The organism is Pseudomonas sp. KCJK9016 (assembly GCF_046231795.1).
Classification (GTDB): Bacteria; Pseudomonadota; Gammaproteobacteria; order Pseudomonadales; family Pseudomonadaceae; genus Aquipseudomonas; species Aquipseudomonas bananamidigenes.
In genome coordinates this window covers 243037-255170 of record NZ_JBJJMM010000003.1, presented here as the reverse complement: position 1 = coordinate 255170, position 12134 = coordinate 243037, and the positions used below count along the sequence as shown (strand labels likewise).

Here is a 12134-nt window from a genome sequence, read left to right as displayed (position 1 = left end):
TCCCTCCACTCAGCCTTCCGATGGGGCCGGTACGTCAAAAGCGGTACTCGAGCTAACGCTCATCGTTTTGAGTGGTGGAAAGCGAAAAGCGAAAAGCGAGTGATAGGTGCGGTCTGCCTTTGATCGTTCCCACGCTCCGCGTGGGAATGCAGCCCGGGACGCTCCGCGTTCCATTTTCGGATGTTTAAAGATGTGTGGGATTCACTGAACCTTCCCACAAGGTTTTCAGGTTGTCCGTCGGAAGCACGCTCTCTAGTCTTTGGCTGTCGCAGAAAACTCTGTGATCGGGTGTGAGAACCCTTAGGAACTGTTAATCCATCATCAGTACCACCATAATTGCCGCCGGCTTATCTGCTGCTTGCAATGTTTTATGGCGGCTGTGTGCGGGCGGACTTCGGTCCGGCCGGATCTGTTCCTACCGGTTTCTCACTCCGCACATAGCTGCCACCACTTCGTCGCGTGAGAAACGACGAGTGCTGGCTATTGAACAGGAACATTGCAATGACGAAGCCCGTACCCGATCCACCCTACGAATCCCCCACCCCTCTCGAAGAGGCCATGCGCGCCGAAGACCTCGCCCGTAACCGCGAAGCCATCAAGCGCGCCCTCGACTATTACCTTTGCCCGAAGCCCTCGAAATCACGCCCGAGCACGATGTACATGGTCACTCCAGACGTCGATACCGAAAGCCTGTTGGTCAATGCCTGTGAATCCCTGGCCTCGGCCAGCACCATCGCCAGCAATTTCGCCAATGAACTCAGCGGCCCGCAGCGCAGTACGGCGCTCGGGATTCAGCAGATCATCATGCTGGCCGAGCTGGCGGTGAACAGGGCGCTGGATCGGGTTGATCCGCGGGCCTGATCCGGGTGTCGAAGAGTTCCGGGCAGGGCCTGACAAGCCAGAGACGGGACTCTTTTTTCTGCGCAACAACTACGCTCCTAAAGATCCACCTGCGTCAGCGGATATATGTTGTACAGCCCTGACGTTTATCGGGTGATCTCTCGGGAGTGTTCTCGCCATGAAGTTGAAAGCCGTCCTGTCGATTGTGCTTGTCCTGCTTCCGTTCAGCGCCTACGCCGCACCACAGATCGCGACCGGTGTCATCCGGTTTACCGGGCAGATTGTCGATCCCGGCTGTGCGGTCGGACGTGTCGGGACGTTGGGGGTGAAGGAGGCGCGGCCAGTGGAGGTCAGGCCGGGGCTGACGCTCGATGTCGATACGTATCGCAATGCGTGCAGCCGTAAGGCACTGCCGCTGTCCGTGTCTTATAAGGCGCTGAAAGCTACGACCGACATGGGTATTGTCACCGTCAGCTATCAGTAAGCCGTTCGGCGAGCGGAGCAAATCTACAGGTGCCGAACCGCGGCACGCAGGTATACTGCGCGCCTTCGCGGCTACCATCCCGGCCGGACTTTTTTGCTTCCCGGAGCTTTCATGACTTCCCCAATCGACAACGCCGTGAGCGATGTCCCGGCAGAGCTGGCCGAAGCCGGCGAATCCAAGCCGACCATTCCTGCCTTCAAGTTTCCGTTCAAGCCGGGTGAACTGGCCGCCGCCAAAGCCGCCAGACAGCCGCAGTTCAAGGGCAAGGGCGGTGATCGCCACGCCAAGACCCCGGGTGTGGCCCCGTCGGGTACTCGCCGTTCGATGGGCAAGCGCTGATTCCCTTCCTTTCTGCAGCCATCGTCTGTGATTTTCGGTCACAGTGATGGCTAAATGCTCAGATCCTGAGCCAGATCAACGTTCAGTCATTTAGTGCGCTTAGAGTCAGCAGCCCTGCCGACTCTTTCCAATAAAACGAGCGCGCTATCCATGAAGATCAATCTCCCGGTGACCGGGCGCAACGTTGATGTTGCGCCGGATGCGAACATTCTCTCGACCACCGATTTGACCAGCGCGATCACCTACGCCAACGACGACTTCATCAAGATCAGCGGTTACAGCCGTGACGAGCTGTTGGGTACGCCGCATAACCTGTTGCGCCATCCGGACATGCCCGCTCAGGCGTTTGCCCATATGTGGCAGACGCTCAAGCGCGGTCGGTCGTGGATGGGGCTGGTGAAGAATCGTTGCAAGAACGGTGATCACTACTGGGTCAGTGCCTATGTCACGCCAGTCACGCAGAACGGTGCGGCGGTGGAGTTTCAGTCGGTGCGTACGCGCCCGGATGCCCGGCAGATCGCTGCGGCGGAACGGGCCTACGCGCAATTGCGCGAGGGGCGGGTGTCGCGTTGGGGGCGGCTGCCGGTGTTGGGCTTGCGGGCGCGGATTGTGGCGTTGACCAGTTCGGTGCTGGCAGCGGTGCTGGGGATTGAAGCCTGGCTGCGGCCGGAGGCCATGGGTATCGAAGCCACTGCGTGGGTCGCCAGCAGTGGAGCGTGCGCGCTGGGTGTGGGTTGGTTGCTGCGTCCGCTGGCGCGACTGACCGAACGCGCGAAACTGATTGCCGACAATCCGTTGAGCCAGGGCATTTATACCGGGCGGCGGGATCAGTTCGGGCAGATCGAGTTCGCCTTGCAGATGCTCGAAGCCCAGGTTGGCGCGGTGGTCGGGCGGATCGGCGATGCGTCGCAACGGCTGGCCGGGCATGCGGCGCAACTGGTCGATCATCTGCACAGCAGTCATACCAGCACCCTGGCGCAGCAGGCGGAAACCGATCAGGTGGCGGCGGCGATTCATCAGATGGCGGCCAGTGTGGCCGAGGTCGCCAGCCATGCGCAGCAGGCGTCGGTGGCGGCGGATATGGCCGGGACGGAAACCCGAGAAGGTCATCTGCTGGTGGGCGAGAGTCGCAGTGCAGTGTTGAGACTGGCTGAGGAGTTGGGCCGGGCGACCGAGGTGATTCATCAACTGGAAGGCCACAGCAGCGAGATCTCCGGGGTGTTGGAGGTGATTCGCAGCATCGCCGAGCAGACCAACCTGCTGGCACTCAACGCCGCAATCGAAGCGGCCCGGGCCGGGGATGCCGGGCGTGGGTTTGCGGTGGTGGCCGATGAAGTGCGGGGGCTGGCCCAGCGCACCCAGCAGTCGACCAACGAGATTCAGCGGATGATCAGCACCCTGCAGAATGGCGCGCGGGATGCGGTGCTGGTGATGCAGCAGAGCAGCGAGCATGTGGATAACAGCGTCGAACAGGCCCAGCGTGCGGCCCGGGCACTGGACGGGATCAATGGGCGTGTCGAGCAGATCACCGAGATGAGCCTGCAGATTGCCGCAGCAGTCGAGGAGCAGAGCGCGGTGAGCGAGGACATCAACCGCAACATCGTCAGCATTCGCACGGCGTGTGAGCTGACGGTGGATGAGGGGCGCCAGAGCCAGCTCAACTCACAGGACGTGGCCGGGCTGGCGGGGGATCTGCGCTCGCTGGCGCAGGAGTTCTGGGGGCGGCGGCAGGGATCCTAGGCCGCGCGCAGGGAAATGAACGCGTAGGTCTGCGGCGGTTCGGTGACCACTTGTGCGCCGGCCGCCCGCACTTGCCCGGCCACATCATCACCAGACAGATGAAACAGCCATTCGCTGGAGGTTTCACTCAATGGCTGCGCGGTGATCTGATCGATCACCGACGCAAACACGCCCATATCCGGCAGATACGCGGTAAACCCATCGCCCTTGAGCGCGGTGGTACGAATCCCCAGTTGTCCACAGATCGCATCCTTGATCCGGATGTCGTCGCGATCCGCCTGACGGGAGCGCTGGATCAGCGTAACAAGTTCCTGATCCACCAGTTCGCCACCGACGATCAGCTCCGGCCCCTGTTCCCACGATTCCGGCGGGCAGTCCTTGGCGGCAGGATTCAGCGGGATGTGCGGATTGATTTCGGCGGGATAGATACGACACACCAGCGGCCGGCGTTCGTAGATGCGGCACCGCTTGTCTTCGTCAAGATTCCGGCAGGGGCCGACGTTGTAGGCGGCGAAGGTGATCGCCACATGGGCGTCGGACGTTCCGCTGCGTACCACCGCCGAGCGACGTTCTGCATGCTCACGCTGTTGCGCCGGCAAACCCAGGCCGTTGCCGAGAAACGCTTCCACCAACACGATCACCTGACCGCCGTCGGCCGCCCACATGCGGGTTTCGGCGAGGGTCAGGGGCACGTGGTGATCGGTACAGCACTTGCCGCAACCTACGCAGGAAAAGGTCGTATTCATTGAACGGGCAATCTTCAATCAGGGTGTGAATCGGCGACATAAAGCCGCCGTGCAGGTCCGGATTGAAGCAAGTTGTGCGCCATTCGTTCAGGGTCTGGCGGTCGGCCGGATCGAGTCCCACTCAGTGACGTACGCGGTTTTCGACTTCTTGTTGTACAGGCACAGCTCGGTACCTTGCTGGCCTTTCATGTGTTTTTGCGGGTATTGGCCTTGCAGCAACAGCGCGGTGTAGCCGACCCGGTCATCGAATTGCGCGGCGTTGCCGACCGGTTTGGCACCCTTCAGGCCGCTGGCCCTGGTGCAACCGGCGAGCACGGTTTTGTCGTAGGCGGCCCAGGCGTCGGGACTGGAGGCATGGGCGAGTGGAGCGATGAGGCACAGCACGGAGAGGGCGAGGCGTTTCATGGTCGGGGCTTCCCTGGAGGTTGATCGCCAGAGTTTGAGTATGCCGCAGGATTTTAGTTTGTCAGTCCGGCACCAATTCCCGGCGGACCACATACATTCCAGACTTTTCATACAAGTTCCGGGCCCGCAGGTTGTCCTCCAATACCTTCAGATCGACAAAGCCTTCGCGTCGATCCTGAAATACCTTGAAGGCGTGAAGCAATAACGCTTTACCCAGTCCGCGACCCTGCATCCGAGGATGCACCACGAGGTTCTTGATATATGAACTGGTCCAGCATTGCGCCACGCCGATGACGCCTTCGGCATCGCTGGCGATGAAGCACAGTGCCGGATCGTACTCCGGATCGTTTTCAAACTGCTGTTGCCAGAGGTCCAGCACCGGCACCCGACCGCCGCCTTCGCGGTAACCGGCCTGCATCAGTTCATGCACGGCGGCCGCCTGTTCGCGGCTGTACGTGGTGAGTTCGATGCCTTGCGGCCATTCGATGGCCGGCACGTCCTGGCTCAGGTCGCGCCGCATCAGATAGCAGAACGTCTCGCTCAAGATTCAGTAGCCCTGAGCGGCGACGTGTTTGGCCGCTTCGATCAGGCAGTGGGTCAACTCCGGCGAGGAGAACTTGGTCAGCACGCCGTTGGCCCCGGCGAGCCGGGCCTTTTCGCTGTTCATCGCGCTGTCCAGCGAGGTGTGCAGCAGCACGTAAAGGTGAGCGAAGTCCGGGGTCTCGCGCAGGGTCCGGGTGAAGGCGTAGCCGTCCATCTCGGACATTTCGATGTCGGAGACGATCAGGTTGATCTGCTGCGCCGTGCCTTGCAGGTCCAGCAGGCAGTCGATGGCCTCCTTGGCGCTGCGAGCGGTGTGGCATTCCAGGCCGAGGTTGCGCAGGGTGTGCACCGATTGCTGCAGGGCCACCTGGCTGTCGTCGACCACCAGAATCCGCGCGTTGCCCAGCACTTCGGCGTCTTCCATGCTCAGCTCGGTCGGGGCCATGTCGATCTGCGCCGGCGCGATGCCGTGGATGACTTTCTCGATGTCCAGCACTTGCACCAGCGTGCCGTCCACCGAGGTCACGCCGGTGATGTAGGCGCGGGAACCGCCAGAGCCGAACGGCGGCGGTTTGATGTCGGTGGTCAGGCAATGCACGATTTTGCTCACCGCCTGCACGTGCAGACCCTGCTTCGAACGGCTGACATCGGTGACGATCAGGCAGCCACCGTTCGGGTCTTCCAGCGGTCGTTCGCCGATGGCCCGGCTCAGATCGATCACCGACAGGGAGTTGCCGCGCAGGGTGGCGATCCCTTTGACGTGCGGGTGCGACTCCGGCAGCTTGGTCAGTGGCGGGCAGGGGATGATTTCACTGACTTTCAGCAGGTTGATCGCCATCAGCTTGCCGCTGCGCAAGGTAAACAGCAGAAGCGAAAGTGAATCTGCGCGGGCTTTGTTGGAAGACATAAAAACCTTCTGCGAAAAAAGGTGATGGGCGAGGGTGAAAATCGCCAGAAACGAGTGATGCCGGGTTATCGGCGTCAAAAGGTCGGGCTTTAGGTTAGTTGTCGGATGGCGTTCTGATGCCGGATCTTTCAGCTTTTCAGGCCAAGCCGCTTAGCCAGTCGCCCCAGATTCGCACGATCCAGCCCCAGTTCGCGGGCGGCGCTGGCCCAGTTGTCACGATTACGTTCAAGTGCAGCACTGATCAATTGCCGCTGATATTGCTCGGTGGCCGCGCGCAGATCCCCGGAGATCAACGGCATCGCGACGACGGTACTGGTGGGTTCCGGCGAGTTATCCACAACCTCGCGTGGCAGATCGAGATCCATCGCGCCCAGGCTGAGAATCTTCGGTCGTACCTTGCAGTTGCCCAGCGCTTTCAGTGCGCTGCGCCCGATCAGGTGTTCCAGTTCCCGCACGTTGCCCGGCCAGGTGTAGGCCAGCAGCGCTTCCTGGGCGTCACTGTTCAGGCGCAGGCTGTTGAGCCCCATGCGTGAGCGGTTCTGTTCAAGGAAAAAGCCGCTGAGCAGCAACACATCGCGACCCCGTTCCCGCAATGCCGGCACTCGCAACGGGTACACGCTCAGGCGATGGTAGAAGTCGGCGCGGTAGCGACCGCTGCGCACTTCCTCGGCCAGGTCGCGGTTGGTTGCGGCGATCAGGCGCACGTCGACCTGATGGTCCTTGTCCGACCCCAGACGCTGCAACTGGCCGCTCTGCAACACGCGCAGCAGCTTGGCCTGCACGGTGAGCGACAACTCGCCGACCTCGTCAAGAAACAGCGTACCGCCATTGGCCAGTTCGAACTTGCCGCGCCGGTCGCTGGTGGCACCGGTGAAGGCGCCGCGCACGTGGCCGAACAGTTCGCTTTCCACCAACGTGTCCGGCAGGGCCGCGCAATTGAGGCTGATGATCGGTTTGTCGGCACGCGGGGAGGCGGCGTGGATCGCCTGGGCCACCAACTCCTTGCCGACCCCGGTTTCCCCGGTGATCAACACAGTCAGGTCGCTGCCGCCCACCAGATTGATTTCTTCCACCAGTCGTTTATGGGCCTTGCTCTGGCCGATCATTTCGCGGTTCTGCTGGCCGCTGGCCTGGCGATAGACCTCGGCACGCTGGTGTTCGTCTTCGGCGCGGATCGCCAGACGCTCGATGCGTTCGGCGGCGTTGACCGTGGCCGAAGCCAGGCTGGCGAAGGCTTGCAGGGCGTCGAGTTCGATGGGCTCGAAGCGCTCGGGGTCGAGGGCGTCGAGGGTGATCAGGCCCCAGAGTTTTTCATCGACGAACAGCGGGCAGCCGAGGCAATCGTGGACTTCGAGGTGATCGTCGAGGCCGTCGACCAGTCCGTCATAGGGATCGGGCAATTCGCTGTCGGCAGCGAATCGGGTCGGCCCGGTGCCGGCCAGCAGCACTGCGAAGCGCGGATGCTCGCTGACCTTGAAGCGCCGGCCGAGGGTGTCGGTGCTCAACCCGTCCACCGCCAACGGCACCAGCCATTCGCCGTCGAGGCGCAGCAGCGCAGCGGCATCGCACGGTAGCAGGGCGCGCATGGCTTCGAGCAGGCGGCGGTAGCGCTCGCCTTCGGGCAATTCGCGGGAGAGGTCGGAAACCAGCGGCAGCAGAGCGGTCAGCAGGGATTTGGCGGACATGGGCTTGTAGTCAAAGGGACACGTTGTAGTCGAAGCGACTATAGAGGTGCTTGTGTCGATTTGACTACATAAATTTCAACTTGTTGATTTATATGGAAAATTTACTTGGCACGATAACTGAAAAGGTTAAGGCACTTTTAGAGAAAGCTCAGGAGTCACCCTTATGCTTAGCGTTCAGGATCGTGCCATCGTCAAATCCACAGTGCCGCTGCTCGAAAGCGGCGGTGAAGCGCTGATCACTCATTTCTACCGCATGATGCTCTCGGAGTACCCGCAAGTCCGCCCGCTGTTCAACCAGGCGCACCAGGCCAGCGGCGACCAGCCTCGCGCTCTGGCCAACGGTGTATTGATGTATGCCCGCCATATCGACCAGCTCGACCAGTTGGGTGATCTGGTGGCGAAGATCATCAACAAGCATGTGGCACTGCAGATTCTGCCGGAACATTACCCGATCGTCGGTACCTGCCTGCTGCGCGCCATTTCCGAAGTACTGGGCGATGAGATTGCCACGCCTGAAGTGATGAGCGCCTGGGGCGCGGCCTATGGCCAGTTGGCCGAGATTCTGATCGGTGCCGAAGCCGCCATCTACGACCAGAAAGAACAGGCCGTCGGCGGCTGGCGCGGTGCTCGGGAGTTCATCGTCGCGGCCAGGGTCGAGGAAAGTGCGGAAATCATTTCGTTCTACTTCGAGCCGGCGGACAAAGGTCCGATTCTCGCCGCCGAGCCGGGGCAGTACATCGGCATGAAGCTGGTGCTCGATGGCGAAGAAATCCGCCGTAACTACTCGCTTTCCGCTCTGGCCAACAAGGGCCAGTACCGAATCAGCGTCAAGCGTGAGCCGGGTGGTCGCGCCTCCAATTATCTGCACGATCAATTGCACGTCGGCGCCCGCATTCAGCTGTTCCCGCCGTCAGGTGAATTCACTCTGACGGCGAGCGACAAACCGCTGGTGCTGATCAGCGGCGGCGTTGGTATCACTCCAACCCTGGCGATGCTGGAAGCGGCGCTGGAAACCGAGCGTCCGGTGCATTTCATTCACTGTGCGCGCAATGGCAGCGTGCATGCGTTCCGTGACTGGGTCGACAGGCTGGCCGAGCGTCATCCGCAGCTCAAGCGTTTTTATTGCTACGCCGAAGATGATGGCGTGAGCCCGGCAGCGGACAAGGTCGGGCTGCTGAGCCAGGAACAACTGGGCGAGTGGCTGCCGGAACAGCGTGACGTGGACGCCTACTTCCTCGGGCCGAAAGGCTTCATGGCCGCGATCAAGCGTCATTTGAAGGTGCTGGGCGTGCCGGAGAAGCAGAGCCGGTATGAGTTCTTCGGGCCGGCGGCGGCTCTGGAATAATTCGGAACCGAGTCGCCTTCATTCGCGAGCAGGCTCGCTCTCACAGGTTTGGTGCTGTTCACAGATTTTGTGTACGACATCGATTCTGGTGGGAGCGAGCCTGCTCGCGATTGGCCGTTATACGGTCCTGATTCTTAAATTCTGTTTAAAGGTTAATCCTTTCTTAACCGGTTTATCGTTTATTCCCCGATGCTGATGATAGGCGCTCGTTCGTTTACTTGATCAGGATCGCCCCCATGTCGCACTTCGCTTCCACTCGCCGTATCAGCCTGGCCGCTTTGGGCCTGTCGGTTGCCTTGCTGTCCAGTCCATTTGCCTTTGCCGAGTCCACGTTGATCCAGCCGCAGAGCCTGATCGTCGATCAGAGCCTGCCCAAGGCCCAGCGTGATGCAATGGAACTGGCGGCGCGACGTTACGGCAGTTTCTGGAACAGTGGCGAGGAAGCGTTGGCCACCGCTGCCCTGTCGCCGCAGTTTGTCGACAAGACCCCGCCGGAAGGCCGGGTGCAAGGGCCGACGGGACCATTGCTGGCGTCGAAGTTCTTTCGCACGGCGGTGCCGGACCTGAGCTGCGAGATCGAGCAAATGATCGTCGCCGGTGATCGCGTGGTCGTGCATCTGCACTTTCGCGGGCATTTCACCGGTACGTTCAAGGCTCTCAAAGGGCAGGGCCAGCGTGTAGACTTCCGGGCAACCGATATCTATCAGATCGACAACGGTCGCATCGCGGCCAATTGGCATATCGAAGACAACATCAGCCTCATGGCGCAACTGCAAGCGCAGGCGCCGGCCAGCTGAACCATGGACTAGAAAGGGAAACGCGATGAGCGAGGAAACGATTCGATTGGGACGTGAGCGACGCTATCTGGTGTTGCTGGGCGTCATCTGCCTGGCGTTGATCGGGGGCGCGCTGTACATGCAGGTCGTGCTGGGCGAAGCACCGTGCCCGCTGTGCATCCTGCAGCGTTATGCCTTGCTGCTGATCGCACTGTTCGCGTTCATCGGTGCGGCCATGCGCACTCGCCGCAGCATCACCGTGTTCGAAGTGCTGGTGGTGATTTGTGCGATTGCCGGAGCCGGCGTCGCCGGGCATCACGTGTACACCCAGTTCTACCCGGCGGTGAGTTGCGGCATCGATGTGCTGCAACCGATCGTCGATGATCTGCCGTTGGCGAAGATCTTCCCGCTGGGCTTCCAGGTCGACGGTTTCTGCTCGACGCCGTACCCGCCGATCCTTGGCCTGTCGCTGGCGCAATGGGCACTGGTGGCCTTCGTGCTGGTGGTGATTCTGGTACCTCTGCTGACCTCGCGTAACCGAAAGGCATTGCGCTGAATCAACTTTTCGGACGATGCGCCGATATCAGGAACGCCCCGATTTGCCGTGATGGAAATCGGGGCGTTTCGCATTTCAGAGTCTTTGTGAAAACACCGTGACGAAGGGCAAGGGAGGGTGCGGCAGGTGTGCGACATGTTGTCACACACGATGCGTCGCAGTGCCTTTCGCGGGCCTGGATTGGAGTGTTGTTACAAAAAAGGATTGGTCTGTTTCAGGGTTTTTCGGTTTTCGCACGCTCGTGCCGGAACAGGCAGTTTTAACAACTGCTGGCAATTGGCCAAAGCCCTTGGGTTATCGGGGTTTAAGCGCTTCACGGTGTCAGAAAAAGTCTTCGGAACTGTCTGATCCGAGCCAGGTACACCTACATTTTTTGGTGTTTTTGTTGAGAATCGATTTCGATAACATGCGGAACTTTTGCAAAAACGGTGATGGATTGTTGCTCGGAGCGATAAAAATTATTTCGGGATAAGACATGGTGTCCAGGGCGCTACCTAACTACAATCGCCCGCACTGAATTCCCGGCACTGTTCAACCTTATTAAGGAACTGAGCAGGAAGTCGGGTGTCGAGGGGCCGAAAGGCCTGCGAGACACCCAGGTGTCGGTGCCTTCCAACTTTCCGCACCAAATGGAATTGGTCTGTAACAAGGCCTTTGACCACGAATTCGAATAAGAACTGACCGCTGTCCCAGGATTTGTCGAGCGTCTGACGCGCGACGGGCGGCCCTTATTCAATCCAAAGAAAATGCCAACCCTTGGCAGGGTGAAGTGTTGGCGATCAAAACCCAACTGCATTGCGCAAGCTGCTTTAGAGGTCGTGAGATGAGTAAAAACAGGTACCCCAGATTACTAGGCCTAGTGCCGCTGCTCGGCACGTTGTTGCTGGGAGGCTGCAACATGACCTTGCTCAATCCAACGGGCCAGGTCGGCCTGGAACAGCGCAACCTGATCATCACCGCCACGCTGCTGATGCTGTTGGTCGTTGTGCCGGTCATCGTCATGACCTTCCTGTTCGCCTGGAAGTACCGCGCCTCCAACAAGAACGCCGTCTACACCCCGAAATGGTCGCACTCGACCAAGATCGAAGTGGCCGTCTGGACCATCCCGGTCCTGATCATCATTGCCCTGGGTTACATCACCTACAAGTCGACCCACTCGCTGGATCCGTATCGTCCGATCGAATCCGACGTCAAGCCTGTGACCATCGAAGTGGTCGCGCTGGACTGGAAGTGGCTGTTCATCTACCCGGAACAAGGCATCGCCACGGTCAACAAGATCGTGTTCCCGGCGCACACGCCAGTCAACTTCCGGATCACTTCGGACGCGGTGATGAACTCGTTCTTCATCCCGGGTCTGGGCGGCCAGATCTACGCGATGGCGGGCATGACCACCAAGCTGCACCTGATCGCTGACCGCAACGCTGAAATGGACGGTATCTCCGCCAACTACAGCGGCGCTGGTTTCACCGGTATGAAATTCAAAGCGATCGCAACTTCTCAGGAAGATTTCGACGCCTGGGTAAGTGAAGTCAAAAAGGCACCTAAACAGCTTGAACAAGCTGAATACGCAGCCCTTGCCAAGCCAAGCCAGAACAATCCAGTCGAGCTCTACTCCTCGGTCGCGCCGAACCTGTTCCAGACCATCGTCGACAAGTACGAAGGCATGAAACCGGGCAAGCCGCTGAAGCACGAGAAGAAAGAGAAAGAAGTGGCGGCAACGGATATGGACTCGAATTCGCATTCAGCTGCCGGGGCAGAGGAGTAAACG

12 protein-coding genes and 2 pseudogenes are annotated in these 12134 nt (G+C 60.2%); 9 read left to right on the top strand and 5 right to left on the bottom strand.

What is annotated here, in order from left to right:
• The first annotated feature begins 501 nt into the window (after positions 1–501).
• The 5 genes and pseudogenes from ACK6BI_RS04290 to ACK6BI_RS04270 all read left to right on the top strand — a co-directional run.
• Positions 502–861, top strand: coding sequence for a DUF6124 family protein (locus tag ACK6BI_RS04290; RefSeq protein WP_409316111.1), 360 nt, complete (start codon positions 502–504; stop codon positions 859–861).
• A 157-nt stretch (positions 862–1018) separates the two neighbouring features.
• Positions 1019–1324, top strand: a complete 306-nt coding sequence (locus ACK6BI_RS04285) for a type 1 fimbrial protein (RefSeq protein WP_409316110.1) — start codon at positions 1019–1021, stop codon at positions 1322–1324.
• Positions 1325–1435: 111 nt separating this feature from the next.
• A complete protein-coding gene (locus ACK6BI_RS04280) occupies positions 1436–1663 on the top strand; it encodes a hypothetical protein (RefSeq protein WP_065261352.1) in 228 nt (75 codons plus the stop codon).
• 150 nt (positions 1664–1813) lie between these two features.
• Positions 1814–2095: pseudogene (locus ACK6BI_RS04275) on the top strand (PAS domain-containing protein); the annotation flags it as partial.
• A gap of 306 nt (positions 2096–2401) precedes the next feature.
• Positions 2402–3403, top strand: a pseudogene (locus ACK6BI_RS04270) (methyl-accepting chemotaxis protein); the annotation flags it as partial.
• Here the strand turns inward: ACK6BI_RS04270 and ACK6BI_RS04265 are convergent.
• The 5 genes from ACK6BI_RS04265 to norR form a co-directional block, all read right to left on the bottom strand.
• Entirely contained in the window at positions 3400–4149 is a 750-nt protein-coding gene (locus tag ACK6BI_RS04265) for a YkgJ family cysteine cluster protein (RefSeq protein ID WP_409316109.1), read from the bottom strand. The pseudogene ACK6BI_RS04270 and the gene ACK6BI_RS04265 sit on opposite strands and share 4 nt — an antisense overlap.
• An 87-nt stretch (positions 4150–4236) precedes the next feature.
• Complete coding sequence (locus tag ACK6BI_RS04260; RefSeq protein ID WP_409316108.1) at positions 4237–4554, bottom strand: hypothetical protein; 318 nt, start codon at positions 4552–4554, stop codon at positions 4237–4239.
• A gap of 61 nt (positions 4555–4615) precedes the next feature.
• Entirely contained in the window at positions 4616–5074 is a 459-nt protein-coding gene (locus tag ACK6BI_RS04255; protein WP_409316145.1) for a GNAT family N-acetyltransferase, read from the bottom strand.
• Between the two features lie 27 nt (positions 5075–5101).
• Entirely contained in the window at positions 5102–6004 is a 903-nt protein-coding gene (locus tag ACK6BI_RS04250; RefSeq protein WP_065261347.1) for a chemotaxis protein CheV, read from the bottom strand.
• A gap of 128 nt (positions 6005–6132) precedes the next feature.
• Positions 6133–7689: a nitric oxide reductase transcriptional regulator NorR gene (norR, locus tag ACK6BI_RS04245; protein WP_409316107.1), complete on the bottom strand. Its 1557-nt coding sequence runs from the start codon at positions 7687–7689 to the stop codon at positions 6133–6135.
• Positions 7690–7852: 163 nt separating this feature from the next.
• Here norR and hmpA point away from each other — a divergent pair, with 163 nt between their 5' ends.
• The 4 genes from hmpA (at position 7853) to cyoA (ending at position 12131) form a co-directional block, all read left to right on the top strand.
• Positions 7853–9034, top strand: coding sequence for an NO-inducible flavohemoprotein (gene hmpA, locus ACK6BI_RS04240; RefSeq protein ID WP_409316106.1), 1182 nt, complete (start codon positions 7853–7855; stop codon positions 9032–9034).
• Between the two features lie 236 nt (positions 9035–9270).
• Positions 9271–9831: an ester cyclase gene (locus tag ACK6BI_RS04235; RefSeq protein ID WP_409316105.1), complete on the top strand. Its 561-nt coding sequence runs from the start codon at positions 9271–9273 to the stop codon at positions 9829–9831.
• A 25-nt stretch (positions 9832–9856) separates the two neighbouring features.
• Entirely contained in the window at positions 9857–10366 is a 510-nt protein-coding gene (locus ACK6BI_RS04230) for a disulfide bond formation protein B (protein ID WP_065261343.1), read from the top strand.
• Positions 10367–11189: 823 nt separating this feature from the next.
• On the top strand, positions 11190–12131 hold the full coding sequence (gene cyoA / locus ACK6BI_RS04225; RefSeq protein WP_260520921.1) for a ubiquinol oxidase subunit II: 942 nt from the start codon (positions 11190–11192) through the stop codon (positions 12129–12131).
• Positions 12132–12134: the final 3 nt, after the last annotated feature.